Consider the following 24242-nt stretch of genomic DNA (forward strand, 5'->3'; position numbering starts at 1 on the left):
CCGTTCCTAAATTACTAAAAGTTTATGGAACAGTCAACCGGCTTGCTCTCATGGGTTTCAATATACAGCGGAGCGCCGGGCGGAACAACCACCCGGCGTTGCAAAAGCCGCCGGTCAGCCGAGTGCGGCGTCCTTTTCCGCCATGATCCGCTCCATGGCGGCGCGGTCGGCTGCCGACAGGCGCACGCTGTCGCTCTTCAACTGGCCGCAGGCGGCCATGATGTCCTCGCCGCGGGGGGTGCGGACGGGGCTGGCGTAGCCGGCGTTGTTGACGATGTCGCCGAACACCTGGATGGCGCGGTCGGTGGAACGCTCATAGGGCGCACCGGGCCAGGGGTTGAAGGGGATCAGGTTGATCTTGGCCGGGATGCCTTCCAGCATGCGGACCAGGGCGCGGGCATCCGCCGGGCTGTCGTTCAGCCCCTTCAGCATCACGTATTCGAAGGTGATGCGGCGGGCGTTGTTCAGGCCGGGATAGGTGCGGCACGCCTCCAGCAGCACCGCCAGCGGATACTTGCGGTTGATGGGCATGATGATGTCGCGCAGCTCGTCGGTGACGGCGTGCAGGCTGATGGCGAGATTGACGTTCAGCTCCTCGCCGCAGCGCTTCATCATCGGCACCACGCCCGAGGTGGACAGCGTGATCCGCCGCTTGGAGATGGCGATTCCGTCGCCGTCCATGATGATCTTGATGGCCTTCGCCACCTCTTCGTAATTGAAGAGGGGTTCGCCCATGCCCATCATGACGATGTTGGAGATCATGCGCCCGTCAGGCGGCGCCGGCCATTCGTCCAGCATGTCGCGGGCCAGCATCACCTGTCCCAGGATTTCCGCGGCGGTCAGGTCGCGCACCAGCCGCTGGGTGCCGGTGTAGCAGAAACGGCAGGTCAGCGTGCATCCCACCTGGGACGAGACGCACAGCGTGCCGCGGTCGGTTTCGGGGATGTGGACGCTCTCCACCTCCTGGCCGTCGGGCATGCGCAGCAGCCATTTGCGGGTGCCGTCGCGCGATTGCAGGTCGCGCACCACGGTGGGGCGGACGACGGCGTAGCGTTCGGCCAGACGCTCGCGCACCGGCTTGGCCAGCGTGGTCATCACCGAGAAATCGGTGGCGCCGCGGTGGTAGATCCAGTGCCAGAGCTGGCGGGCCCGGAATTTTTCCAGGCCGATGGCCAGCATTTCGGCTTCCAGCTCGGCCCGCGAGAGGCCGACAAGGTTGATGCGTCCGTCGGCCACGGGGGCGGCCACGGGCGAGTCGGCGACAGACAGGGCCGATGCGGAGGTATGAGCGCTCATGGCGACGTTAGATAGGGCCGCCCGCCGTCCTTGTCAAAAGCCTTGCCCATGCCAAAACAGCGGACGCCCCCGGCGTTTGTGCCGGGGTGTCCGCCGTCCGGCAGAATGGGGGATCAGCGCTTGACGCCGCACGCCTCGCTGATGGCGCTGTAGGCTTGGCCGAAGCCGTTCAGGCTGTAGGTGTCGGTGGTCTTGGTGCCGCGGCCCGACACGCCCTTGACGATCATCGACTTGGTGCCGTCGCGCATGGCGGCGACCAGGTTGCGGTCGGTGTCGGCATCCCGCGCCCAGGCGGTTTCCTTGTCGTTGAACAGCTTGAAGGGCTTGCCGCTGGCGTCCACCTGGGTGTCCACGTCCTTCTTGGGGCTGTAGCCCATCATGAAGCTGACCACATCGACGGACTTTTCCGCCGGGCGGTGGGTGACCAGGGCATAGATCTCACCGCGTTTGACGCCGGCGGGTTCCTTCTTCTTGGGTTGGCTGGACATATAGCAGACCTTGTTCCCGCCTTCCTCGAAGGCAAAGGCGTTCCAGTCCTTGAAGGTGCCCAGAAGCTTGGGTTCCGCCGCCGAAGCCGTGACGGACATCAGGGCGGAGACGGCCAGCGCTGCAGCAACGGCGGCGCCACGAATGGTGCGGTAAGGCATCATCGTTGTGCGACTGCGAAGTGGTTTCGGATGACGGGGACACTAGCCCAATTCCTCGGCGGATAGAAGCGCTGATACCCCCTTTTTTCCAACCGGGCCGGAAAAGGCCCCGGCGGCGGGCGGGGGGGCCGGACGAAAAACTTCGGTCCGGGGTGATCCGATGCAATTTGCATCGCGTATAAGGGCACATGATGCAAATTGCATGTCCCTTCACCTGTCTGCAACCTCTGCCACCCGCCCGATGGTGGCGGATGGGGAAGGAATGGCTTGTGCGGCGGGCCGTCTTCGCCTTCAATGGATGCATGGATGAAAGACCGACCCCGGCCGCGGCCCACCCGGCGGCCGATGCATCCGTGTCCATGGAAGACCTGCTGCTCGCCGTCGGGCGGGCGGGGGACAGGACCGCTTTTGCCCGAATTTTCGCCTATTTCGCCCCGCGGGTGAAGGCGTACCTGCGCCGTCTGGGCGTGGAGGCCGGGTCCGCCGACGAACTGGTGCAGGAGGTGATGCTGCTGGTCTGGCGGCGCGCCAGCACCTTCGACCCGGCGCAATCCTCGGCCAGCACCTGGATCTTCACCATCGCGCGCAACAAGCGCGTCGATGCCCTGCGCCGGGAGGCCCGGCCGGAATTCGATCCCACCGATCCGCTGCTGCTGCCGGAGGCGGAAACCCCCGCCGACGACCGCATCCAGGCGCGCGAATCCGCCGAGCGCATGCGGCTGGCGCTGCGCGAGCTGCCGCCGGAACAGGCGGAGCTGCTGCGTCTGGCCTATTTCGACGAGGTGCCCCACAGCACCATTTCCGCCGAGCGCGGCATTCCGCTGGGAACCGTCAAGTCCCGGCTGCGTCTGGCCATGGACCGTCTGCGAAAAGCTCTGAGAGAAAGCGCATGAGGCTGCCGACACATCACCCCGACGAGGCGCTGCTGTTCGGCTATGCCGGCGGCAGCCTGAACGAGGCGTCGGCGCTGGTGCTCGCCACGCACATGACCTATTGCCCCAACTGCCGTCAGGTGGTGACGGATCTGGAGGTGGTGGGCGGCGCGCTGCTGGACGGCCTCGACCCCGATCCGGTGGACGATGGGCTGTTCGAGTCGCTGCTGGCCCGTATCGACACAGATCCCATGCCACGTCCCGCGCGTGCGCCGGCCATCCGTGTTCCGCGGACGGCGGCACCCCGGACCGGCCTGGTGGTGCCGGAACCGTTGCGCCGCTATGTGGGCGACGACCTGTCGGCGCTGGCGTGGGAAGACGCCCTGTCCGGCGTGCGGGTGACCCCGGTGGCGATGACCGGCGCCGACGACGGGTCGCGGGTGCAGCTCATGCGCATGGAGGGCGGGCGCACCATTCCCCGCCACGGCCACGACGGCATGGAACTGGTGGTGGTGCTGGAGGGCGGGTTCAGCGACGAGCACGGCTCCTACCGCACCGGCGACGTGGCGATTCTCCGCACCGGCAGCGAACACGCCCCCCGCGCCCACGCCGAGGGCTGCCTGTGTCTGGCGGTCAATATGGAGCGCCGCGCCATGGAAGCCCCCATGGATTGCTATCTCGGCCTGATGATGGCGCGCTGAAGAACGTGCCCTTTCCGGTTTGACCCTTTCCGGCGTGGCGGGGCGGCGCTTATGGTAGCCGCTCCCGCCGCCGTTGCCGGATGCCCCCATGGCCACCATCGCCGAAGCCCTGTCCCACGCCGCCGGACTGCACCAGTCGGGGCAGCTGGACGAGGCGGAAATCATCTACCGCCGGATTCTCGACGTTGACGGCGGCGTGGCCGCCGCGTGGCACCTGCTGGGGGTGGTGCATGCCCAGACCGGGCGGTTCGGCGACGCCGCGGACCTGATCGGGCGGGCGGTGGCGCTGGACGGTGCCGTTCCCGATTACCACCTGCACCGGGCCATGGCGCTGGAGTCCGTGGGCCGGCTGGCCGAGGCGGTGGACGGCTACCGCACCGCCCACGCCCTGGCCCCGGCCCTGGCGGATGCGGCGTTCAACGCCGGGGTGCTGCTGGACCGGCTGGGCCGGGCGGACGAGGCCGACGCCGCCTATGCCGCCGCCTTGGAATCCAACCCCGGCCATGCCCGCGCCGCCAACAACCGCGCCCTCAACCGCCGTGCCGCCGGTGATCCGGCCCACGCGCTGGCCCTGCTGGCCCAGGCCACGGCGGCGGCCCCGGATTTTAACGAGGCGTGGCTGAACCGCGGCATGATGCTGGCCGCGCAGGGGAACGCACCGGCCGCCGCCGCCGCTTATGCCCGCGCCGTGGCGCTGGACCCGGCCAATGCGGCGGCCCTGGAAGGGGTGGGGCGGACGCTGCGGGCGGCGGCCCCGCTGCGCCGGGCGGTGCGGCTGGCATCCCGTGAAACCGATGGGCTGGAGGAACTGGCCGCCGCCTTTGCCGCCGCCGATCCTGCCGGGGTGATGCCGGCGGCGTTCCGGGCCTTCCCCTTCCTGTTCCGTGACGGGGAAGCCGCCGGGTTGGCCGCCGCCGCCGGCCACAACGCCGCCATCGGGCCGCTGCCCGTGGCGGCGGGGGCGGGGCTGGACACCATTCTGACCTTCTGGGGCGGCCAGCCGCCGCGCCCGGCGGTGCGGCTGGCGCTGCGCTCCATGGTGGCGCAAGGGCACCCGGTGCGGCTCTATTCCTATGATCCGGTGGACGGGCTGCCGGCGGGGGTGGCGTGGGCCGACGCCCGCACCGTGGTGGATGAAGAGGTCTATCGGCGCTGCGTGCGGGGCGCCGACATCCGCTTCTTCAGCGACCTGTTCCGCTACCGGGCGCTTCACCGGCTGGGCGGGTGGTGGCTGGACACCGACATGGTGCTGCTGCGGCCCCTGCGCTTCGCCACGCCGCATGTGTTCTGCACCCAGTGGGGCGGGGCGGCGCAGGGGCACATGGTGGTCAACGACGCCATCCGTGCACCCCAGGGGTCGCCCTTCCTGGAGCATCTGTTCACCGAGAGCATGCGGGCGCTGGACCGCGGCGGGCCGGTGCCGTTCGGGGCGGCGGGGCCGCTGCTGCTGACGCGCGAACTGCTGGCGGGGGCGGGGCGGGATCTGCTGGCCGGGGTGATGCCGCCCATGGTGTTCAACCCGGTGGACTGGACCCGGCACGCCGGCCTGGACACACCCGGCGCGGAGCACCGGGACCGCATCGCCCACCCGCGGGTGGCGGGCGTGCACCTGTGGCACGGCATGTGGGGGCCGGAGGGGCCGCCGGTGGATGCCGCCCGGCCTGGCGGCATCCTGCACGCGCTGGTTCAGCGCTTCTCCGGTTCGGACCCCGTTTCCGCCGTGGACCCGTCGAACAGCCGGTAGAGGGCGGCGTGGTCCAGACCGCCGTCGCCCCGGTCCACCAACCGCTCATAAAGCCGGCGGCAGAGTTCGACCGCCGGCACCTCCTGCCCCGCCTGTCCGGCCAGGGCCAGCGCCTGGCGCAGATCCTTCAACTGCACCGTGGCCCGTGCGCCCGGGGTGAAATCCCCCGACACCATGCGCCCGCCGTGCAGGTCGAGGATGCGCGATTCGGCGAAGCCGCCGCGGATGGCGTCGCGCACGCGGGCCGGATCGACCCCCGCCGCGCGGGCCAGGGCCAGCGCCTCGGCCACCGCACCAATGGTCAGGCCGACGATGACCTGATTGGCGGTCTTGGCCACCTGTCCCGCGCCGCTGTCACCCACATGGGTGATGCGCTGGCCCAAAACCTGGAACAGCGGCAGGGCGCGGGCGAAGGCGGATTCACTCCCCCCGGCCATGATGGTCAGGGTGCCGGCCCGTGCCGCCACCGTGCCGCCCGACACCGGGGCGTCCAGCCAGTCCACCCCCGTCCCCGCCGCCTGCGCGGCCAGACGGCGGGTGGCGTCCACGGCGGTGGTGCTCATGTCGATGACCAGGGCACCCGCGGGCAGGGCGGGCAGCAGCACCCCGGCCACCGTCTCCACCGCCGGGGTGTCGGTCAGCATCAGGATCGCCACCGGGTCCGCCGGGTCCAGCCGGGCGGCCAGATCCGCGGGGGTGGCGGCGGTGGCCATCCCCTCCGCCGCCATCTCGGCCATGGGGCCGGGGCTGCGGTTGTGGCCCACCACCCGTGCGCCGGCGGCGGCCAGGACGCGGGCCATCGGGCGGCCCATCAGCCCCAGCCCGATCAGCCCCACCGTGCGCCCGGCGAGCGGGGATGGCATGGGGCCGGCGGTCACAGGCGCATGTGGCGCGCCCGCGCGCCCCGTTCGATGGCGGCGGCGCACAGCCGGTCCACGCCCAGCTTGTGGCGCAGCAGCTCCAGCATGCGCAGCTCTTCCTGGGTGGCCTTGGCGTCGGCGGCGGCGATGTCGCAGGCCACGGCGTAAGCCGTTTCGCAGAGCTTGTCCGGCACGCTGTCGCGGATCAGGTCCAGCGCCTTGTCCAGCCCGTTGGAATCCGTCAGCAGCCGGGTGCAGTCGCGGGTGATGTCGGGCAGGCGTTCGATGGAGAAGTCCTGGAAAACCGGCAGATAGCGCACGTTCTCGCCGATGGTTTCCAATTCGGCGTCCGTCATGTCGGCATCCGCCGCCGAGACGAGAACCATGACGTAGATAAGGGCGCTGTGATGGTCGATCATTGCTACCTCAGAGGGAGGAGTCGGCCCCCGGACGGGAGCGCCAGCGTATGTTGCCCCATACAGGTCGCAGGTCAAGCCCGCCGCATGGCTGACCGCCGCCGCTCATGGGCGGGGCCGGCTCGACAGCCGGCGGGGGAGGTGCGTAGTGTTCACGGTCCCAATGGTATCACCTCTATCCCGCCGGCATCCCCCTCTCCCAGCCGAAGGCCCCGCATGTCCCCGGTCGTCAACGTCGTGCTGCCCGTGTTCGCCATCATCCTGTCCGGCTATCTGGCAGGGCGGGCGAAGCTTTTGGGCGAATCCTCGTCGGAGGCGTTGAACAAGTTCGTCTATTGGATGGCGCTGCCGGCGCTGCTGTTCGCCGGCACGGCGCGCAAGCCGCTGGCCGAGCTGTTCAACGGCCCGTTCATCGGCGCCTTTCTCGGGGCCATGCTGGTGGTCTATGCCCTGGGGGCCGTGCTGGGGCGGGTGCTGCACCGGGAAGGTTCGCCGATCCAGTGCATGCAGGGGCTGACCGCCTGCTTCTCGAACACCGGCTACATGGGCATTCCGCTGTTCCTGGCGGCGTTCGGGGCCGACCGGCTGGCCCCGGCCATCATCGCCACCGTCATCATGAGCGCGGTGATGGTCGGCATCGCCGTCATCTGGCTGGAACTGGTGCGCAGCCACGGCCACGGGTGGGGCCGGGCGGTGCGCGACGTGGCGCGTGCGGTGTCGCGCAACCCGCTGATCGTCAGTTCGGTGGCCGGCGCGGCGTGGGCGCTGCTGCTGCCGGGGGTGGATCTGCCGCGCCCGGTGGTGACCTTCTGCGAGCTGGTGGGGTCGGCGGCGGGGCCGTGCGCGCTGGTGGCGATCGGGCTGTTCCTGTCCACCCGCCGGGTCAGCGCCGATCCCCGCGAAATCGCCTGGATCGTCGGGCTGAAGCTGCTGGTGCAGCCGGCCCTGACGTGGCTTCTCATCAAGACCCTGTTTCCGCTGGATCCGTACTGGGCCAACGCCGCCATCCTGCTGGCGGCCCTGCCCACCGGGGCGCTGACCTTTGTCGTGGCGCAGCAGTACCGGATCTATATTGAGCGCACCTCCACCGCCATTCTGGTGTCCACGGTGGTCAGCGTGGTGACGCTCAGCGTATTGTTGTCTGGCATGGTTCCCTGAACGGTTATTCCACTACCTAAGAAAAAAACCCTCTTTGACAGGGCTTCGTTATCCCTCCTAGCGTCATGGAGAGATCGCAGCGGCCGGGGGAAATAAGGCCGCGCCGGTTTCCTTGAAACATCATGACAAAGGAGCGTTCTCCATGTTGCGCACTCTGGCTCTCGGTGCGGTGCTGGCCGCTGGTCTCGTGGTTCCCGCCTTTGCCCAGGACGCGGCCAAGGTGGTCGGAACTTATACCTACAAGGGGACCGACACCGACGGTTCCGCCTACAGCGAATCCGGCAAGGTGGTGGTGAAGTCCGTGCCGTCGGGCGCGGTCGAAATCACCTGGGACGACGGCGCCTATCTGGGCGTGGGCCAGGTGACCGGCAACGTGCTGGCCATCGCTTCGGTCGCCGACGGCAAGAACAGCATCATGCTGCTGACCATCAACCCCGACGGCTCGCTGAGCGGCCCGTGGTGGCGCCGCGCCGACAAGGGCGGCAAGGGCACCGAAGTCTGGACCAAGAAGTAAGGTCCGGGCGTTCCCGGCGGCGGTACGGACCGCCGCCGGGAACGGTCTTTCTCTCTTACGGCGTCTGGCTGCGGAACCCGCCGAAGCGGAACGTGCCGGCCCCGATGGCGATGATGCCGGCGGCCCCGGCCCCGGTGCCCTGCTGCGACAGGGCCGCCACTTCCCGCCCGTTGACCGACAGGGCGATGGCTCCTTCCTTTTCGGTGATGCCCAGCGTGACCGTATCGCCGGCCACCATGTCGCCGCCCAGCGCCATCAGCCGTTCCATCCCGCCCGGCGACCGGCGGAACAGCGCCGCCTGACGCTCGCCCGTCAGCACGAAGGCGTAATAGTTCGGCCCCGGCGCCAGCCCGTACAGCAGCCCGGCGGCACTGTCGCCCGGCGCGCCCGCGGCCTGCACCTTCACCGCCACCGACAGGGCGCGCGGCCCCGGCGCGGGAGTGCCGCTGTGGACGTATTTCGCGGCACCGGGCTTGGCGTTTTCCAGAACATAGGCGTTGCCGTCCACCCGCGCGGTCCATCCGTCGGGGGAGGTGCCGGTGGGCAGGAACGGCACCAGCGGCCCCATGGCCGCCGGGTCCGTCCCCAGGGGCGCTGCCGTCTGGGCCGTCTGGGCGGCGGCCATCGCCGCTATGGAGAGGGGCAGGAAAGCCAGAAGGGCGGCCAGCGCCGCGCGGCGGGCCGGGCGCTGGAACAGGGAACGGGTCATGCCGGAACCTCGGACGGATGGCGGGTGGACAGGGCAGGGACGGCCCGCCTTAATGTGGGGGTTTTTCCGCCGGGATGCCCGTGGTTTTTGCCACGGCGGATCCCAGGTCTTTCTAGAGTCCCTTTCCAGCGGCGCCCGCGCGATGACGATTGCGCCCATGGGGACGAACACCTATGGTGCCCGCGTGTATCCGCACCCTGGCTCTCCTACCTCCGTGCCCCGATGACCGACCTGTCGCTGATCCGCAATTTCTCCATCATCGCCCACATCGACCATGGGAAATCCACCCTGGCCGACCGGCTGATCCAGTTGTGCGGCGGGCTGGACGCCCGCGAGATGCGCGAACAGGTGCTCGATTCCATGGATATCGAGCGCGAGCGCGGCATCACCATCAAGGCGCAGACCGTCCGGCTGCTCTACAAGGCCAAGGACGGCAAACAGTACACCTTGAACCTGATGGACACCCCCGGCCACGTGGACTTCGCCTACGAGGTCTCCCGCTCGCTGGCCGCGTGCGAGGGCTCGATCCTGGTGGTGGACGCCAGCCAGGGGGTGGAGGCGCAGACGCTGGCCAACGTCTATCAGGCCATCGACAACAACCACGAGATCATTCCCGTCCTCAACAAGATCGACCTGCCCGCCGCCGAACCGGACCGCGTGAAGCAGCAGATCGAGGACGTGATCGGCCTGGACGCCAGCGATGCCATCGGCATCTCGGCCAAGACCGGCCTGAACGTCGATGCGGTGCTGGAGGGGATCGTCACCCGCCTGCCGCCGCCCAAGGGCGATGCGGACGCGGCGCTGAAAGCGCTGCTGGTCGATTCCTGGTACGACCCGTACCTGGGCGTGGTCATTCTGGTGCGCGTGGTCGATGGCCGGCTGAAGGTGGGGCAGAAGGTCCGCTTCATGTCCACCGGCACCGCCCACGACCTGGACCGCGTGGGCGTGTTCACGCCCAAGGCGCTGCTGACCGGCGAACTGGGGCCCGGCGAGATGGGCTTCGTCACCGCCGCCATCAAGGACATCACCCAGACCAAGGTCGGTGACACCATCACCGAGGAGCGCCGCCCCGCCGCCGAACCGCTGGCGGGCTTCAAGCCCTCCGTGCCCGTGGTGTGGTGCGGCCTGTTCCCGGTGGACTCCAGCGATTTCGAACGGCTGCGCGACAGCCTGGGCAAGCTCAAGCTCAACGACGCCAGCTTCCATTACGAGGCGGAGACCTCCGCCGCGCTGGGCTTCGGCTTCCGCTGCGGCTTCCTCGGGCTGCTGCACCTGGAAATCATCCAGGAGCGGCTGGAGCGGGAATTCGATCTCGACCTCATCACCACCGCGCCGTCGGTCGTGTACAAGCTGACCATGAACGACGGCACGGTGCTGGACCTGCACAACCCCGCCGACATGCCCGATGTGGTGAAGATCGACCGCATCGAGGAGCCGTGGATCAAGGCGACGATCATGCTGCCCGACGAATATCTGGGCGGTATCCTCCAGCTCTGCACCGAACGCCGCGGACAGCAGATCGAACTGACCTACGCCGGTGCCCGCGCCATGCTGGTCTACCGCCTGCCGCTGAACGAGGTGGTGTTCGACTTCTACGACCGGCTGAAGTCCATCAGCCGCGGCTACGCCAGCTTCGATTACCAGATGGACGGGTACGAGGAAGGCGATCTGGTGAAGATGTCGATCCTGGTGAACGCCGAGCCGGTGGACGCCCTGTCGATGATCGTCCACCGCTCCCAGTCCGAACGCCGGGGCCGCCAGCTCTGCGAACGGCTGAAGGAGCTGATCCCGCGCCAGCTCTTCAAGATCGCGGTGCAGGCGTCCATCGGCGCCCGCGTCATCGCCCGCGAAACCATCAGCGCGCTGCGCAAGGACGTGCTGGCCAAGTGCTATGGCGGCGACATCAGCCGCAAGCGCAAGCTCTTGGACAAGCAGAAGGAAGGCAAGAAGCGCATGCGCCAGTTCGGCCAAGTGGAAATCCCCCAGAGCGCCTTCATCGCCGCACTCAAGATGGGTGATAACTGACGGAAATGACGAAGGGGGCCGCCGGCCCCCTTCGTGCTTCCCCCGGTCAGGGCCGGGGCCCTGGACCCGATGACTGGAGGGCTGCCGTGCGAAACGCCACCTTCCACACTTCCCCCGGCACGCTTCCCCCCGTCCCCGGCGCCTATGCGCTGGTGGTCGATCTTGCCGATGGGGTCACGGTCACCCTGCCGGGGCGGGCAGCGGTGGTGCTGGGCGCCGGGCGGTACGTCTATTGCGGCAGCGCGCGGGGGCCGGGGGGGATCCGGGCGCGGGTGGGGCGGCACATGAAACGGGGAAAATCCCTGCGCTGGCACATCGACCGGCTGACCGAGGCAGGGACGGTGCCGGGGGTCTGGGTGTTTCCCGATGGTGACGAATGCACCCTGGTGGCGGCTCTCACCGGGTGGCCGGTGCCGCTGCCGGGGTTCGGCAGCAGCGATTGCACCGCCTGCCCCAGCCATCTGCTGTCCTGGCCCCACGGCGCCGGAGCACCGTGGGGGATGAACGGATAACGCCCGGTCACTGCCCGCCGAACACGGCGGCGGCGGCCTTGTCCAGCAGGTCGGTGTCGGTCAACTGGTTGCCGTTGGTCAGGAAGACCATCACCGTCTGCCGCTCGGGGTAGTAGCGCACCTCCGACTCGAAACCGTCGTAGGAGCCGGTGTGGCCATAGGCCGTGCCCCAGCGGTCGTCCCAGATCTCCAGCCCCATGGCATAGGCGGTTTCCAGGTCGGTGGTGGTCTGCATGGTCTTCAGCATGGCCGGCGACAGCAGCCGCCCGTCGCGGAACAGGGCGAAGGCGAACCGCTCCAGATCCTCCGCCGTGGTCACCAGCGGCCCGTCGCCGGTGATCGACGTCCAGGAATAGGTGCTGACGTCCCCGTCCTCTTCCGTGTAGCCGTGGGCCAGGGTGGGATCGCGGAAATTGCCGGCCCCCACCGTGGTGGCGGTCATGCCGGCGGGGGCGAAGATGCGCCGCTTCAGCGACTCGGCGAACGAGGTGCCGTCCGCCGTCTCCACCACCTGTCCCAGCAGCACGTAATTGCTGTTGGAATAGTCGTAGACCTGCCCCGGACGCCCCGGCGGCTTTTCCCCGCGGGCGAAGGCCATGGATTCGGCGGCGGTCCAGATGTGGTCGGGCCGTTCGCTGCTGGCGTCGGAAAACCGCTCGTTCAGGTAATCGGGGATGCCCGAGGTGTGGGTCAGCACCTGTTCCAGCGTGGCCGACTTGATGTTGGCGATGCGGTCGGTGGGCATGGTGCCCAGCAGCCCGGCGATGGGCGACGACAGCGCCAGCCGCCCCTCCTGCACCAGTTGCAGCGTCGCCACCGCGGTCGCCATCTTGCCGACCGAGGCCACGTAGAACCGCGACTGCGGGGTCATGGTCACCGCCTTTTCGCTGTCGGCCATGCCGGCGGCCACCACGCTGCGCCCCATGGGCCCCGACACCAGAAGCACGCCGCCGGACAGCGATTCCGCCTTGATGAAGCGGTTCAGCATGCCCTGAAAATTCTGCGCCCGCACCGGCCCGGCCAGCACCAGCACCACCACCATCAGCACGAACGGCAACCATCCGGCGGCCCGGCCGCGCAACCCCATAGCAGTCATCGCCCAATCCCTCTCGACACCATCGGTGTAGCTGGGGGAGGATGCACCGGATACGCCAAAAGACGCCATCCTTCCGGCGTATTTTTGCGCGATATCTGCCTTGCCGACACACTCTTGCTCACCGCATTGCGAATCATGACCCGTTCCGTGCTTTTGCTGGTTGCCTGCCTCGGCCTGGCCCTGGGCCTTGTTGGGGTTTCGTGGAGCACCCCCGCGGCGGCGGGGGCGCCGGTGGCCCTGGTGGTGGGCAACGGCGCCTATGTGGAAGCCGCCCCGTTGGCGAATCCGCCCAACGACGCCCGCGCCGTCGCCGCATCCCTCACCCGCCTCGGCTTCGAGGTGATCGAGGGCTACGACCTGGACAAGCGCGGGCTGGAGGCGGCGCTGCGCCGCTTCGGCGAGCGGGTGCCCAACGCCGACATCGCCTTCGCCTTCTTCGCCGGCCACGGGCTGCAGGTGGCGGGCAAGAACTATCTGGTGCCGGTGGACGCCAAGCTGGTCCGCGAACAGGATCTGCGGTACGAGGCCGTGCCCATGGACACCCTGCTGGAAGAGATGCAGGGTGCCCGCAAGGTCCGCATCATGGTGCTGGACGCCTGCCGCAACAACCCGTTCGGCGACCGCATGGCGCGGTCCATGGGGGCGGGGCGCTCGGCGGCGGTGGGCCGCGGTCTGGCGCGGGTGGAGGGCTTGAGCGTCGATACGCTGGTGGCCTATGCCACCGCCGCCGACGACATCGCGCTCGACGGCAACGACAGCAACAGCCCCTTCACCACGGCCCTGCTCCAGCACATGGAAACGCCGGGCCTGGACGTGCGGCTGCTGTTCGGGCGGGTGCGCGATTCGGTGATCTCTCAGACCAACGGCAAGCAGCAGCCGTTCATCTACGGCTCGCTCGGCGGGTCGGAGGTGATGCTGAAGCCCGGCCCCACCCAGGCCGCGGCAGCGGCGGCATCCGCCGGCGCGCCGGCCCGTCAGGCGGGGGCCCCGGCGGCGGACACCACGCTGGAGGTGGTGTTCTGGAACAGCATCAAGGACAGCGCCAACCCCGCCGATTTCACCGCCTATCTGGAACAATACCCCAACGGCGCCTTCGCTCCCCTGGCCCGCAACCGTCTGCGCGCCACCGGCGCGCAAGGGGGAACTGCCGGGACGGCGCCGGGCGGGGCGGCACAGCCGCCGGCCCCGGCCGGCACGCGGGTGGCCCAGACGGTGACGCCCGTCCAGCTTTCCCCCGCCGGCCTGCCGCCCAGCATGGCCCCGGCACCCGCCGCCCCGGCGCCCGTGACGCAGACGGCGCCCGTGACGCAGACGGCGGCGCTGTCGCCCGCCGCGGTGCCGCCCACCGTCACCGGGGTCAACGGTGGCGGGGGCGAATGCCGCGCGGGGGAACGGCTCTTCGCCTTTTCCGACGATGCCTGGTATCCGGCCACCGTACGCGGACCGGCGGGGCGCCCCGGTTTCTGTGTGGTGCGCTTCGACGGCTATTCGGAGGACGAGGACGAGGTGGTTTCCCCCGACCGCATCCGTCCGTTCGCCGGCGGCGGCCCCGGCCTGCCGGTCGGGGCGTGCAGCGCCGGGGTGGCGGTGGTCGCCGAAAGCGATGCCGTCTGGTATCCCGCCACCATCGTCAAGGGCACGGCCCAGGGCTGCACCGTGCGCTACGACGATCCCGGCATCAACGGCGAGAGCCTGCCGCTGGCGCGGCTGCGGACCCGCCCGTAAGCGGAACGGGCGGCGCCTGGCCCAGAACGGCGCCCACGGCCTTCAGCGGTCCGTGCGCGTCGCAGACGATCTTGAACACCGCCAGGATCGGCACCGCCAGCAGCGCCCCCGGCACCCCCCACATCCAGCCCCAGAACAGGATCGACACGAACACCGCGATGGGGTTCAGCGCCAGCCGCCGCCCGACGATCAGCGGGGTGAGCACGTTGCCTTCCAGCGTGGTCAGGGCGACGAAAACCACCGGCGGCACCAGCATCTGGGCCGGGGTGTCGAAGGTCAGCGCGCCGGCCAGGGCCAGGATCACGGTCACCACGCCCGGCCCGATGAAGGGGATGTAGTTCAGCACCCCCGCCAGCGTGCCCCACAGGGCGGGGTTGGGCAGCCCCACCGCCCACATGGCCCCGGCGGTGGCCAGCCCCAGGCAGATGTTGATGATGGTGATGGTCGCCAGATAGGCGGCGATGTTCTGCTGCACCGTGGCGGCCAGCAGGGCGTAATGCACCCGGTCGTCCACCGACCGCATGGTGCCGATGACGGTTTCCAGGCTGATCCGCCCGCGCGCCAGGAAAAAGTACAGCAGCACCAGCATGATCACCACGTTGGCGATCACCGCTTCGGTGTGGCTCAGCACCTGGCGGGCCAGCGACGGGCCGCGGATCACCACCTCCTGCGGGTTGGAGGGGCCGGCGATGGATTCGATCTGTTCCGACGCCTTGCGGGCGCGGTCCAGGCTTTCCCGGATGTCCGACAGCTTGACCTGCAGGTCGTTGACCAGCCGCGGCATCCGCTCCACCCACGCGGCGGCGGGGATGCTGAGCGTGGTGAAGGCGACGCCCCCGGCGGTGCACACGCCCACCACCACCACCGCCGCCCCCAGCCAGTCGGGCAGCCCGCAGCGGTACAGCCCCCGCACCACCGGGCGCAGCAGCAGGCTGAGCAGCAGCGCCAGACAGATGGGCAGCAGCACGTCGCGCCCGAAATAGACGGTGTAGAGCAGGGCCAGGATGAACAGCCCCACCACCCCCACCGTCAGCGCCGGGGGGCTGGGCCGGACGGGGGGCGGAACCCCGGCGGCGTCGGGGGCGGGAGCGGGGGAGGGCGCGGGATCGGTCATGAAACCGGTAACGCGCCGGACGGCATTTGGTTCTCAGCCCGTTTGCCGCTTGACGGGGCATCCCCATATGGGTTGCCTGTGGTGCCATCGGACCAGAAGGGGAAGACAGACGATGATGCGCGTGAGCCTGACCGGCCTTGCCGCCGGCCTGATGACGGCGGGGCTGCTGGCCGGGGCGGCGTCGGCGGAAACCGTGGGGTGCGTCGATACCGCCTTCAAGCTGCTGGGCGCCAACCACAAGATCTGCATCGAGGCGTTCGACGATCCCGAAATTCCCGGCGTGGCCTGCCATCTGTCCCAGGCGCGGACGGGGGGGATTTCCGGTTCCCTGGGGCTGGCGGAAGACCCGTCGCGCTTCTCGCTGGCCTGCCGTCAGGTGGGGCCGATCACGCTTCCGGCCAAGCTGCCGGCCAAGAAGGAGGTGTTCGACGCCAGCACCGGCATCTTCTTCAAGGAAACCCGCGTGGTGCGGCTGTACGACAAGAAGCGCAACACGCTGGTGTACCTGTCCTATTCCACCAAGCTGGTGGACGGCAGCCCGATGAACGCCATCTCCAGCGTGCCGGTGATGCCGTGGACCGGCAACGCCCCCACCGCCGAGGTCCGCAACTAGGGGGGCTAACCCTCCAGATAACCCAGCCGCACCGCCGTCTGCCCGACATGCACCCGGCGGGCCGGCATGATCATCACGCAGGCGTCGTAGGGGGTGGCCACCGGCTCCGCCCCGTCATAGGCGATGACGGTCCCGCGGACGGGGACCACCTCCATCCCCGCCAGCGGCTGGGTGAAGGCGAAACGCCCGGTGGCGGCGGTGACGGTGTGGGTGACGGTGACGAACCGCTGGGGTGGGGCGGGGGATGCCGCCAGCCCGGCGGCCAGCGGTTCGGGCAGGCGGTCCCTGTCCAGCATGTCCAGCGCCAGCAGGAAACGCAGGCACGCGGTCTCGGCCATCGCCGCGGTTTCCGGCCGCCAGTGCTGGCCGCATTCCACCAGGACGGCGGCGGCCGTGCCGCCGGGATCGGCGAAGGGGCCGTGTTCGATCAGCCGCCGGCCCGCGGCGTGCCCCGCATCGGCCACCACCCAGCCGGGCGCGCCCATGCGCCGGGCGAGTTCCCGCCCGCGGGGCTGCATGCCGCACAGGATCATCGGCGGCGATTCGCCACCCATGGAATGAAGGTCCAGCAGGGCGTCGGCGGATTCATAGAAGGGGCGCAACTGCCGCGCCCGGCGCAGCTCCTGGCTGGTGCGCGGCCCGTCCAGCACGCTGCCGGTCCACAGGCGGTTCATGTCCTCGTCCAGGAAACGGCTGGCATAGGGATGAGCGGGATCGAAACGGTGATAGGCGGCGGTGTTCGCCAGAACCAGCGTCAGGCGCCCCCGCGCAGGCCGCAGCCCCAGCCGCAGCAGCCGTCCGATGGCCGCCGCCCCGGCGATCTCGTTGCCGTGCAGGATGGCGTTGATCAGCGCATGGGGCCCCGGACGTCCGCTGTCCAGGGCCGTGACGTAATCGATGCCGCTGTTGCCGCGCCGGTAGGGCGCGATGTCGGTGGGCGTGACCGGAATGACGGGGCTGACGATCGGGAACAAGGGGGGGAGCGTCCGGCGCTGGGCTGGGGCCTTGTGGTCAAGGCCGGTGTCGGGGGCTTGGCGCCCCGAGTATGTCCAACGCCCGTCCGTGATGCCAGCCCCCGTCAGAACAGTTCCACCTCGTCGTCGTCGGTTCCGGCGCGCGTCCCGAAGGACGCGGCGATCTGCCCGTCCTCGCCCAGGATGGTGATCGGCATGTCCTGCGCGTCGGCGGCGATCTGCAGCGCCAGTTCCATCAGGGCCGCATGGCTGCTGGCCACGTGAATGTGGGACTGGCGGCGCAGGGCGGGGATCAGGGTGACGCTGACGCACATGGTGGCGGCTCCTTTGGCGAAGAGGACGGGGTGGACAGGGGGACGTGCGTCCCCCTCAGTTCCCGGCCCAGGTCGGGCGGATCAGGGGCGGCAGTGGGGGCAGGGGTTTGCCGGCCACGCCGTATTCCAGCTTTGCCGCGGCGGTGAACAGATACAGGCGGTTCTGATCCGACTCGCTCATGGCCAGATGGCGCAGGCGTTCGGCGATTTGCAGCATTTCATTGCAGTTGTTCAGTTCCATGATCGTCCTCCGGCCGGGTGCCAGCTTTTTGATGCCAATGACGGGAAGAAGCGTGCTCCAGGGTTGTTGCGGGCCGTTCGTGGTTTATTGGGGCTCCGTGGTCCGCAATTCCTGGTGTTTGCTTCGATTTTTTCCGGTGTTTGCTTTTCTCATCGTTCCTTGATTTGGTAAAAGCAAAGCCCGTGCCGGTTTTGAACACTAATAAAATCGGCGTAGTTTCCGTATGGTCTTTGGGGCTAACTGTTTGCTCACATTGGTTTTTGGCGGCAAAAAACGGTGAAGCGCCGTTAACCATTGCGGTGCGCAGGCTGCGGCAGGCGCTGTGCGGTTTCCGTCTTGCTGTGCATTTTGCGATTCCGGCGCCGGCGCCGGTGCGGATTGTGACGGTTTTCCATCGACGCACGGCGGCAAAGGGGCTATAGCCAAAGCTTATCCCGGTGACACATGGGTATGCGCCCCAACCGCGGGGCCGGGGGAACGATGAGCTTTGTGATCGAGGATGTCCTCGTTCGCCATGATCCGGCGGGCCGGCGCGTGCCGGTTCTGTTCGATTCGCCCCACAGCGGCACCGTCTACCCCGCCGGCTTCACCTTCGCCTGCCCGCTGGTCCTGCTGCGCCAGACCGAAGACGCCTATGTGGACGAGCTGTTCGCCGCAGCACCCGAAGCCGGGGTGACGCTGCTGGCGGCCTTGTTCGCGCGTGCGTGCGTGGACGTCAACCGGGCGGTGGACGACATCGACCCGGCGATTCTGGACGGGGCGTGGCCGGACCCGCTGCGCCCGTCACCGCGCAGCGCCCATGGGCTGGGGCTGATCCGCACCCTGTGCCGTCCGGGCGTGCCGCTGTACGACGGCCGCCTGCCGGTGGCGGAGGTGGCGGAGCGCATCGCCCGCTATTACCACCCCTATCATTTCCAGGTGTCGAGCGTGCTGGACGGGCTGGCCGTCCGTTTTGGCGGGGTGTGGCATGTGAACTGCCATTCCATGCCGTCGCGTCTGGGCTGGGACAGCCCGCGGCCCGTGGGGGTGGATTTCGTCGTCGGCGACCGCGACGGGGCCAGCAGCGAGCCGGAATTCGTCGCCTTCATCGCCGCCGAATTGCGCGGCATGGGCTATACGGTGGCCGTCAACACCCCGTTCAAGGGGGTGGAACTGGTCAGCCGCTACGCCAACCCGGCGCGCAACCGCCATTCCGTGCAGCTTGAGATCAACCGCAGCCTTTATATGGATGAGGAGACGCTCCAGCGCCACGCCGGCTTCGAGCCGCTGCGCCGGTCGCTGTCCACCCTGGCCGCGCGCATCGCCGATTACGCCGAGGCCAACGTGGCCCGCCGAGCGGCGGAATAGCACACCAAAAAGGCCCCGCCGGTGGACGGGGCCTTTATCCTGTGGCAGGCGTTCAGTGCCCGCGGTTCCGGGCGATGGCGGCGTCGCGCTTGTTGTAGTGGGACACCACCTGCCCGAAAATATAGCCCAGCGAACCGAAGAAGATGATCCAGCCGACCACGTAGAAGGCCGAGTCCACCGCCCGCGACGCCGCGAACAGGCCGAAGAAGCCGAGCAGGCCGATGAGCCCGCCGCTGATCCACTTGCCAGTACCCGCCACGCCCAATCTCCTGTCTGTCTCGTAAGGAATGCCGATACCCGCCGCCGCGGGCCTGTCGGGTGCGGAGTGTGCGATATGGTCGCAGGCAAATCAATCCGCATTCCCACCACCGGCGCTCAAGTTTGCCACGAATTCCCCTCGCCACCGCCGTCATGTTCGGAATGTTCGTTGCGCGGTTAAGATATTTGCATACGGAACCGTCTTTTTGGCATCATTCCTTCCGATGGACCTTTCGGGGCATGATGCCCGGATCGGCGACAGGCAAAGCGCGGCATCAAGCGCTGGAGGATATGGGAAAATGACCGTTATCGGGAACTCGGCGGCCAGCCGGGACAAGGCGTTCTGTTTCCACCCCTACACCAACCTGAAAGCCCACGAGACCACCGGCCCGACCATCATCGAGCGCGGCCAGGGTGTCCGCGTCTTCGACGATTCCGGCAAGGAATACATCGAGGGGCTGGCCAGCCTGTGGTGCGTGTCGCTGGGCTTCGACGAGGAACGCCTGATCGACGCGGCGGTGCGCCAGATGCGCAAGCTGCCGACCTACCACGTCTTCAGCCACAAATCCCACGAAGCCGCCATCGACCTGTCGGAAGCGCTGATCAAGATGGCGCCGGTCCCGATGTCGAAGGTCTTCTTCGCCAATTCCGGGTCGGAAGCCAACGACACCGCCATCAAGCTGATCTGGTACTACAACAACGCGCTCGGACGCCCTGAGAAGAAGAAGATCATCTCGCGGCAGAAGGCGTATCACGGGGTGACCGTGGCGGCGGCCAGCCTGACCGGCCTGCCCAACAACCACCGCGATTTCGACCTGCCCATCGCGCGCATCCTGCACGCCGACTGCCCCCACCACTACCGCTTCGCCGAAGAGGGGGAGAGCGAGGAGGACTTCGCCACCCGTCTGGCCGACAACCTGGAAAAGCTGATCCTGGCCGAAGGGCCGGAGACCATTGCCGCCATGTTCGCCGAGCCGATCATGGGGGCCGGCGGCGTGATCGTCCCGCCCGCCACGTATTTCGACAAGATCCAGGCGGTGTTGAAGAAGTACGACATCCTGCTGGTGGCGGACGAGGTGATCTGCGGCTTCCACCGCACCGGCAACGCCTGGGGCAGCCAGACCTTCGGCCTGAAGCCCGACATCCTGACCTGCGCCAAGGCGCTGTCGTCGGGCTATCTGCCGATTTCGGCGGTGATGGTGTCGGAGGCGGTCTATCAGGCGTGTGTGACGGAGAGCGAGAAGATCGGCATCTTCGGCCACGGCTACACCTATTCCGCCCATCCGGTGTCGGCGGCGGTGGCGCTGGAAACCCTGAAGATCTATGAGGAGCGCGACACGCTGGGCCATGTGCGCGCCGTGGCCCCGCGGCTTCAGGCGGGCTTGCGCGGCCTGCTCAGCCACCCGCTGGTGGGCGAGGCCCGCGGGGTGGGGCTGATCGGTGCGGTGGAACTGGTGGCGGACAAGGACACCCGCGCCGCCTTCGATCCCAAGGCCGGGGTGGGGGCCAAGGTGTCGGCGCTGTGCCAGGAACACGGCCTGATCATCCGCGCCATGGGCGACACCATCGCCGTGTGCCCGCCGCTGATCATCGCCGAGGACGAGATCGACACGCTGTTCACCCGCCTGCGCACCGCGCTGGACGCGGCGCTGCCGCTGGTGAAGGGCTGATTTCACCCTGTTTCCCCTCTCCCCACCGGGGAGAGGGGGATTTTCCATCCGCGCCGCGTCTTGAAAAGATACCGCTCGGTCGGTATCTTTTGCCGTCACCGTGCAACGGGAGGGGCAGCGGGCATGAACGCATCGGTCACGGCCTATGGCTTCCTGGCGGCGGCCATCAGTTGCGAGGTGGTGGGCACCGCGCTGCTGCAGCGGTCCGACCAGTTCTCGCGGCTGCTGCCGGGGGTGGGGACGGTGCTGTTTTACGCCCTGTCGTTCTATTGCCTGTCCCACGCGTTGAAGGTCTTGCCGCTGGGCATCGCCTATGCGATCTGGAGCGGGGTGGGGATCGTCGTCACCGCGTTGATCGGCGTGGCGCTGTTCCGCCAGAGCCTGGACCTTCCGGCGCTGGCGGGCATCGGGCTGATCATCGCCGGGGTGGTGGTGATCAACGCCTTTTCCCGGAGCAGCGCCCACTGACCGACGGACCGATCCAGGGAGCCTCATGACCGCCGGCTACACCCGCAAGAAACAGCCCGCGGCGATCCGGCGGGCGCTGCTGGACCACGCCGCCCGCATCGTGACGGAACAGGGGCTGGCGAACCTGACGGTTCAGGCGGTGGCGGCGGCCGCGGGTGTCACCAAGGGCGGGCTGTTCCACCATTTTCCCACCAAGCAGGCGCTGGTGGACGCGGTGCTGCGCGATCTGCTCGACCGGCTGGACGCCGAGATCGACGCCCTGATGGCCGCCGACCCCGACCCCCATGGGCGTTTCACACGCGCTTATGTGGCGGCGGCCTTCGCCGATCACGCCTCCGCACCGGGCGGGGCGTGGGCGGCGGTATCGCTGTCGATGATGGCCGACACCGCCGTGTCGCGGTTCTGGACCGGCTGGCTGTCGGCCCGGCTGGACCGTCACCGCGCCACCGACGGCGGCCCGGAGATGGAGGTGGTGCGGCTGGCCGCCGACGGCGCGTGGCTGGCGCTGCTGCTGAAGGCCGGCGGCACCCTGGTGGCGGGCGTGCCGGACGTGCGCGCCCGCCTGATGGCCATGACCCGGCGGGGCTGACCCCGCCCTATTGGCCGGCGGGGAGGGAGACCGGGTAAGTGGACGGCTTGCCCCCGGCCACCCCGTCGAACAGCACCAGAACCCGCGTGGTGGGGAACGGGGCCAGCGGCAGCAGGGCTTCCGCCTTGGCCTTCTTCTCCGGCGGGGTCAGTTCGGTGACCAGCCGCGCGCGGTCGGCGTCGGTGTTGTCCAGGTTGACCACGTACACGGCATAGGTCTTCGCCTCTTCCTGCGCCGGGCCGGCCAGCACCAGCAGCCGCCCGTCGGGCAGCGCTGCCAGATCGCGGATGCCCCGGCCGCCCAGGAACAGGGGGATGGTTTCGGAGGCCGGTTCCGGCCCATCGGCGGCGAACAGCGGCGCCACGGCGGTCTTGACCAGAAAGGCGGCCCCGTCCACCACCGGTGCGCGCAGCCCGGCATAGAGCGTGCCGTTCACCACCGCCAGTCCTTCGACGTTCATGCCGTTGTCGGCGGGTTTCTCTTGCAGGCGGGTGCCGTAGAAGGGGCCGACGGTGGCGGCCTTGCGCAGCACCGCCGCCAGCCGGTGGGTCAGGCCGATGGCGGGGGACTCGTCCGTGATCCCGCCGCCCGGCGCGATGCGGGCCAGCACGAAGGTCGAGGGGTTGAACCGGTCGCCGTGGCGGCTGCAGCCGTGCGATCCCGTGATATAGAACCATGGGCCGTCATAGGCCACGGCCTCGCCGTCCAACTCCTTCCAGGGGCCGTTCCGGTCGGCGCAGGCGGTGTCCGGGATGGCGCCGGGGACCGCGGCGGGGCGTTTGTCGGGCAGGACCGGAAAGGAACGGCCCAGCGCCAGCCCGGCGGGCGTCAGCTCCGCCCATTGGGCGGAAAGCCCCTCGTCGGTGACGATCAGGCACCGCTGCCGCTCCGCCGCCGCCGGGGCGCAGGCGATGCCGCTGACGTCCTTCGACGGCTTGCCGCCGGGGGAATCGACGATGGGCCCGTTGGTCAGGGGAAAATCGGTGCCGGTGGCTGGCGCCGCGTGGGCCGGCTCCCCCAGGCACAGGGCAAACCCCATCGCCACCGTCAGCGTGACCATGGAAGCGCGCATGATGATCTCCCCCTTATGTGGTCAACAGGCGTCCTGGGCCGGCATCCGCCCGAACCATTCCCCGTGGAACGCGGCGATGCGGTCCTCCACGCTGCCCAGCACCGCCGGGCGGTCCATCTGGCGCGCACCCTTGTGGGCGGCTTCCGACACGAAACGGTCTTCGGCCAGGACGCGGGTGTTGAAATCGCGCAAGCTGCCGGCCACCGCGTTGCGCGCCGCCCCCCGCTTGCCATCGCCCAGGAACAGCCGGTAGCGCAGCGCGCACCGGTCCGGCGTCAGCGGGTCGTAGGTCTGCAGGCTGAAGAACGCCCCGTGGGTGATGGCGAAGGACAGGTTGGGGAACACGAAATAATGGTCGTAGACCCCGGCCCCGCCGGGGTCGTGGGCCAGCCCCAGCCGCGTGACGATGCCGTCCCACCAGTGGGCGCTGGTGTCCGACAGCCGGGTGGCGCAGCGGGAATGGGCGCCGCAGAACCCCGTCTGCCATTCCTTGACCGTGAAGGGCTTGAAGGTGTCCGGGTGGGTGGCGTCCACGTGATAGACCTCCAGCACGCTTTCGACGCCGATCTTCCAGTTGGCGGTCCAGGTCTGGGTGGCGTCGTCGATCCCGTCGGTGAACAGGTGCCCGGCCCCGTCCAGCACCGTGCCGTAATCGCCCAGCCAGGTGTCGAGGTCCGGCCCGCCGCCCTCCAGCCGGACGAAGACGAAGCGCCCGCGGGCATCCACCTCGTACCGCTCCAGCGCCAGCGCCGCCCGTTCGGCACGCCCGAAGCCGAAGAAGGCGTCGTTGCCGGGAATGCCCACCGGCACCCCGTCGCGGTTGAACAGCCAGGCGTGATAGGGGCACTGGAGCCGCCGGTTGCCGCAGGGTTCGGTTTGAATCAGGGCGAAACGGTGGGTGCAGACGTTGCGGAACGCCCGCAGTTCGCCGCCGAAATTCTGCACCACCACCGATGTGCCGGCGATGTCCCGGACGACGAAATCATTGTCGCCGGCCAATTCCTCCGCCAGCCCGGCGAAGATCCAGGTGCGGCGGAAGATGCGGGACGCCTCCTCCCCGGCCACGGCGGGATCGCTGTAGGCATGGGGGGAAATCACGGGGCCGGTGTAGGCGGGCATGAGGCGGGTCCGTCGCTGGTGTGCGCGCCCTAAGCGTTCTCCGCCGCCGCCGGCGGCGTCAAGGGGGCCGGGCATGAAAAAGGCGGGACACTGTGACGCTTTTGATTTCGATCAATGCCGGGTGACGTTCGGGTAATAATGATGCCATCCTCCCATTGCGCTCTTACCGGCGGCGGAGTCATAGTTCC

At 68.9% G+C, this 24242-nt stretch carries 26 protein-coding genes; 13 read left to right on the forward strand and 13 right to left on the reverse strand.

The genetic code is table 11. From position 1 onward, the window contains the following. Positions 1-114: 114 nt before the first annotated feature. Positions 115-1296, reverse strand: coding sequence for a 23S rRNA (adenine(2503)-C(2))-methyltransferase RlmN (gene rlmN / locus M2352_RS06515; RefSeq protein ID WP_264663682.1), 1182 nt, complete (start codon positions 1294-1296; stop codon positions 115-117). 113 nt (positions 1297-1409) lie between these two features. Next, positions 1410-1946, reverse strand: coding sequence for an invasion associated locus B family protein (locus tag M2352_RS06520; RefSeq protein WP_264663683.1), 537 nt, complete (start codon positions 1944-1946; stop codon positions 1410-1412). 299 nt (positions 1947-2245) lie between these two features. Here M2352_RS06520 and M2352_RS06525 point away from each other — a divergent pair, with 299 nt between their 5' ends. The 3 genes from M2352_RS06525 to M2352_RS06535 all read left to right on the forward strand — a co-directional run bounded on the left by M2352_RS06525 (position 2246) and on the right by M2352_RS06535 (position 5260). Beyond that, positions 2246-2836 (forward strand): sigma-70 family RNA polymerase sigma factor, encoded by a 591-nt coding sequence (locus M2352_RS06525; protein WP_264663684.1) that lies wholly within the window; start codon positions 2246-2248, stop codon positions 2834-2836. Continuing rightward, the gene (locus M2352_RS06530) at positions 2833-3516 is read left to right on the forward strand and encodes a ChrR family anti-sigma-E factor (RefSeq protein WP_264663685.1); all 684 of its coding nucleotides are present in this window, start codon (positions 2833-2835) and stop codon (positions 3514-3516) included. The genes M2352_RS06525 and M2352_RS06530 overlap by 4 nt, the downstream gene beginning before the upstream one ends. Positions 3517-3604: 88 nt before the next feature. Then, positions 3605-5260 (forward strand): tetratricopeptide repeat protein, encoded by a 1656-nt coding sequence (locus tag M2352_RS06535; protein ID WP_264663686.1) that lies wholly within the window; start codon positions 3605-3607, stop codon positions 5258-5260. Here M2352_RS06535 and M2352_RS06540 read toward each other — a convergent pair. Together M2352_RS06540 and M2352_RS06545 are read right to left on the reverse strand one after the other, a co-directional pair. After that, entirely contained in the window at positions 5203-6123 is a 921-nt protein-coding gene (locus M2352_RS06540) for an NAD(P)-dependent oxidoreductase (protein ID WP_264663687.1), read from the reverse strand. The genes M2352_RS06535 and M2352_RS06540 overlap by 58 nt on opposite strands. A gap of 11 nt (positions 6124-6134) precedes the next feature. After that, positions 6135-6539 (reverse strand): tellurite resistance TerB family protein, encoded by a 405-nt coding sequence (locus M2352_RS06545; protein ID WP_264663688.1) that lies wholly within the window; start codon positions 6537-6539, stop codon positions 6135-6137. Between the two features lie 213 nt (positions 6540-6752). On the opposite strand from M2352_RS06545, the gene M2352_RS06550 reads away from it, so the two are divergent. Together M2352_RS06550 and M2352_RS06555 are read left to right on the forward strand one after the other, a co-directional pair. Then, positions 6753-7694, forward strand: a complete 942-nt coding sequence (locus tag M2352_RS06550) for an AEC family transporter (RefSeq protein WP_264663689.1) — start codon at positions 6753-6755, stop codon at positions 7692-7694. Between the two features lie 142 nt (positions 7695-7836). Further along, on the forward strand, positions 7837-8208 hold the full coding sequence (locus M2352_RS06555) for a hypothetical protein (protein ID WP_264663690.1): 372 nt from the start codon (positions 7837-7839) through the stop codon (positions 8206-8208). A gap of 55 nt (positions 8209-8263) precedes the next feature. Here M2352_RS06555 and M2352_RS06560 read toward each other — a convergent pair whose 3' ends face one another. Continuing rightward, positions 8264-8917: a hypothetical protein gene (locus M2352_RS06560; protein ID WP_264663691.1), complete on the reverse strand. Its 654-nt coding sequence runs from the start codon at positions 8915-8917 to the stop codon at positions 8264-8266. 222 nt (positions 8918-9139) lie between these two features. Here M2352_RS06560 and lepA point away from each other — a divergent pair, with 222 nt between their 5' ends. Further along, entirely contained in the window at positions 9140-10942 is a 1803-nt protein-coding gene (gene lepA, locus M2352_RS06565) for a translation elongation factor 4 (RefSeq protein WP_264663692.1), read from the forward strand. 86 nt (positions 10943-11028) lie between these two features. Continuing rightward, positions 11029-11454, forward strand: a complete 426-nt coding sequence (locus M2352_RS06570; protein WP_264663693.1) for a GIY-YIG nuclease family protein — start codon at positions 11029-11031, stop codon at positions 11452-11454. A 7-nt stretch (positions 11455-11461) separates the two neighbouring features. Here the strand turns inward: M2352_RS06570 and M2352_RS06575 are convergent, their stop codons facing one another. Next, complete coding sequence (locus M2352_RS06575; protein WP_264663694.1) at positions 11462-12550, reverse strand: serine hydrolase domain-containing protein; 1089 nt, start codon at positions 12548-12550, stop codon at positions 11462-11464. A 135-nt stretch (positions 12551-12685) separates the two neighbouring features. On the opposite strand from M2352_RS06575, the gene M2352_RS06580 reads away from it, so the two are divergent. Continuing rightward, positions 12686-14275 (forward strand): caspase family protein, encoded by a 1590-nt coding sequence (locus M2352_RS06580; protein WP_264663695.1) that lies wholly within the window; start codon positions 12686-12688, stop codon positions 14273-14275. On the opposite strand, the gene M2352_RS06585 is transcribed toward M2352_RS06580, so the two are convergent. Further along, positions 14229-15389: an AI-2E family transporter gene (locus M2352_RS06585; RefSeq protein ID WP_264663696.1), complete on the reverse strand. Its 1161-nt coding sequence runs from the start codon at positions 15387-15389 to the stop codon at positions 14229-14231. The two genes, M2352_RS06580 and M2352_RS06585, sit on opposite strands and share 47 nt — an antisense overlap. 112 nt (positions 15390-15501) lie before the next feature. On the opposite strand from M2352_RS06585, the gene M2352_RS06590 reads away from it, so the two are divergent. After that, entirely contained in the window at positions 15502-16002 is a 501-nt protein-coding gene (locus tag M2352_RS06590) for a CreA family protein (RefSeq protein WP_264663697.1), read from the forward strand. A gap of 5 nt (positions 16003-16007) precedes the next feature. Here M2352_RS06590 and M2352_RS06595 read toward each other — a convergent pair whose 3' ends face one another. The 3 genes from M2352_RS06595 to M2352_RS06605 form a co-directional block, all read right to left on the reverse strand. Beyond that, positions 16008-16976: a M14 family metallopeptidase gene (locus M2352_RS06595; RefSeq protein WP_264663698.1), complete on the reverse strand. Its 969-nt coding sequence runs from the start codon at positions 16974-16976 to the stop codon at positions 16008-16010. A 104-nt stretch (positions 16977-17080) separates the two neighbouring features. After that, on the reverse strand, positions 17081-17290 hold the full coding sequence (locus tag M2352_RS06600) for a hypothetical protein (RefSeq protein ID WP_264663699.1): 210 nt from the start codon (positions 17288-17290) through the stop codon (positions 17081-17083). A gap of 55 nt (positions 17291-17345) precedes the next feature. Then, the gene (locus M2352_RS06605) at positions 17346-17531 is read right to left on the reverse strand and encodes a hypothetical protein (protein ID WP_264663700.1); all 186 of its coding nucleotides are present in this window, start codon (positions 17529-17531) and stop codon (positions 17346-17348) included. Between the two features lie 480 nt (positions 17532-18011). On the opposite strand from M2352_RS06605, the gene M2352_RS06610 reads away from it, so the two are divergent. After that, the gene (locus tag M2352_RS06610) at positions 18012-18878 is read left to right on the forward strand and encodes an N-formylglutamate amidohydrolase (RefSeq protein ID WP_264663701.1); all 867 of its coding nucleotides are present in this window, start codon (positions 18012-18014) and stop codon (positions 18876-18878) included. A 52-nt stretch (positions 18879-18930) separates the two neighbouring features. Here the strand turns inward: M2352_RS06610 and M2352_RS06615 are convergent, their stop codons facing one another. Beyond that, entirely contained in the window at positions 18931-19137 is a 207-nt protein-coding gene (locus M2352_RS06615; protein WP_264663702.1) for a hypothetical protein, read from the reverse strand. A 298-nt stretch (positions 19138-19435) separates the two neighbouring features. On the opposite strand from M2352_RS06615, the gene M2352_RS06620 reads away from it, so the two are divergent. The 3 genes from M2352_RS06620 (at position 19436) to M2352_RS06630 (ending at position 21863) form a co-directional block, all read left to right on the forward strand. Further along, the gene (locus M2352_RS06620; RefSeq protein WP_264663703.1) at positions 19436-20806 is read left to right on the forward strand and encodes an aspartate aminotransferase family protein; all 1371 of its coding nucleotides are present in this window, start codon (positions 19436-19438) and stop codon (positions 20804-20806) included. Positions 20807-20929: 123 nt separating this feature from the next. After that, the gene (locus M2352_RS06625; RefSeq protein ID WP_264663704.1) at positions 20930-21274 is read left to right on the forward strand and encodes a DMT family transporter; all 345 of its coding nucleotides are present in this window, start codon (positions 20930-20932) and stop codon (positions 21272-21274) included. 25 nt (positions 21275-21299) lie between these two features. Further along, positions 21300-21863 (forward strand): TetR/AcrR family transcriptional regulator, encoded by a 564-nt coding sequence (locus M2352_RS06630; protein WP_264663705.1) that lies wholly within the window; start codon positions 21300-21302, stop codon positions 21861-21863. A 7-nt stretch (positions 21864-21870) separates the two neighbouring features. Here M2352_RS06630 and M2352_RS06635 read toward each other — a convergent pair whose 3' ends face one another. After that, on the reverse strand, positions 21871-22935 hold the full coding sequence (locus M2352_RS06635) for a DUF3616 domain-containing protein (RefSeq protein WP_264663706.1): 1065 nt from the start codon (positions 22933-22935) through the stop codon (positions 21871-21873). Between the two features lie 21 nt (positions 22936-22956). Then, positions 22957-24054, reverse strand: coding sequence for an aromatic ring-hydroxylating oxygenase subunit alpha (locus tag M2352_RS06640; RefSeq protein ID WP_264663707.1), 1098 nt, complete (start codon positions 24052-24054; stop codon positions 22957-22959). Positions 24055-24242 lie beyond the last annotated feature (188 nt).

Origin of the sequence: Azospirillum fermentarium (assembly GCF_025961205.1) — a bacterium.
In the GTDB taxonomy this organism is placed as follows: Bacteria; Pseudomonadota; Alphaproteobacteria; order Azospirillales; family Azospirillaceae; genus Azospirillum; species Azospirillum fermentarium.

Excerpts from the sequence above, each read along its gene's own strand:
- M2352_RS06520 (WP_264663683.1), bottom strand. The coding sequence starts at position 1,946 with ATGATGCCTTACCGCACCATTCGTGGCGCCGCCGTTGCTGCAGCGCTG.
- M2352_RS06585 (WP_264663696.1), bottom strand. The coding sequence starts at position 15,389 with ATGACCGATCCCGCGCCCTCCCCCGCTCCCGCCCCCGACGCCGCCGGG.
- M2352_RS06605 (WP_264663700.1), bottom strand. The coding sequence starts at position 17,531 with ATGGAACTGAACAACTGCAATGAAATGCTGCAAATCGCCGAACGCCTG.
- rlmN (WP_264663682.1), bottom strand. The coding sequence starts at position 1,296 with ATGAGCGCTCATACCTCCGCATCGGCCCTGTCTGTCGCCGACTCGCCC.
- M2352_RS06575 (WP_264663694.1), bottom strand. The coding sequence starts at position 12,550 with ATGACTGCTATGGGGTTGCGCGGCCGGGCCGCCGGATGGTTGCCGTTC.
- M2352_RS06580 (WP_264663695.1), top strand. The coding sequence starts at position 12,686 with ATGACCCGTTCCGTGCTTTTGCTGGTTGCCTGCCTCGGCCTGGCCCTG.
- M2352_RS06550 (WP_264663689.1), top strand. The coding sequence starts at position 6,753 with ATGTCCCCGGTCGTCAACGTCGTGCTGCCCGTGTTCGCCATCATCCTG.
- lepA (WP_264663692.1), top strand. The coding sequence starts at position 9,140 with ATGACCGACCTGTCGCTGATCCGCAATTTCTCCATCATCGCCCACATC.
- M2352_RS06590 (WP_264663697.1), top strand. The coding sequence starts at position 15,502 with ATGATGCGCGTGAGCCTGACCGGCCTTGCCGCCGGCCTGATGACGGCG.
- M2352_RS06530 (WP_264663685.1), top strand. The coding sequence starts at position 2,833 with ATGAGGCTGCCGACACATCACCCCGACGAGGCGCTGCTGTTCGGCTAT.
- M2352_RS06625 (WP_264663704.1), top strand. The coding sequence starts at position 20,930 with ATGAACGCATCGGTCACGGCCTATGGCTTCCTGGCGGCGGCCATCAGT.
- M2352_RS06610 (WP_264663701.1), top strand. The coding sequence starts at position 18,012 with ATGAGCTTTGTGATCGAGGATGTCCTCGTTCGCCATGATCCGGCGGGC.
- M2352_RS06545 (WP_264663688.1), bottom strand. The coding sequence starts at position 6,539 with ATGATCGACCATCACAGCGCCCTTATCTACGTCATGGTTCTCGTCTCG.
- M2352_RS06555 (WP_264663690.1), top strand. The coding sequence starts at position 7,837 with ATGTTGCGCACTCTGGCTCTCGGTGCGGTGCTGGCCGCTGGTCTCGTG.
- M2352_RS06535 (WP_264663686.1), top strand. The coding sequence starts at position 3,605 with ATGGCCACCATCGCCGAAGCCCTGTCCCACGCCGCCGGACTGCACCAG.
- M2352_RS06635 (WP_264663706.1), bottom strand. The coding sequence starts at position 22,935 with ATGCGCGCTTCCATGGTCACGCTGACGGTGGCGATGGGGTTTGCCCTG.
- M2352_RS06620 (WP_264663703.1), top strand. The coding sequence starts at position 19,436 with ATGACCGTTATCGGGAACTCGGCGGCCAGCCGGGACAAGGCGTTCTGT.
- M2352_RS06525 (WP_264663684.1), top strand. The coding sequence starts at position 2,246 with ATGGATGAAAGACCGACCCCGGCCGCGGCCCACCCGGCGGCCGATGCA.
- M2352_RS06560 (WP_264663691.1), bottom strand. The coding sequence starts at position 8,917 with ATGACCCGTTCCCTGTTCCAGCGCCCGGCCCGCCGCGCGGCGCTGGCC.
- M2352_RS06630 (WP_264663705.1), top strand. The coding sequence starts at position 21,300 with ATGACCGCCGGCTACACCCGCAAGAAACAGCCCGCGGCGATCCGGCGG.
- M2352_RS06600 (WP_264663699.1), bottom strand. The coding sequence starts at position 17,290 with ATGTGCGTCAGCGTCACCCTGATCCCCGCCCTGCGCCGCCAGTCCCAC.
- M2352_RS06640 (WP_264663707.1), bottom strand. The coding sequence starts at position 24,054 with ATGCCCGCCTACACCGGCCCCGTGATTTCCCCCCATGCCTACAGCGAT.
- M2352_RS06540 (WP_264663687.1), bottom strand. The coding sequence starts at position 6,123 with ATGCCATCCCCGCTCGCCGGGCGCACGGTGGGGCTGATCGGGCTGGGG.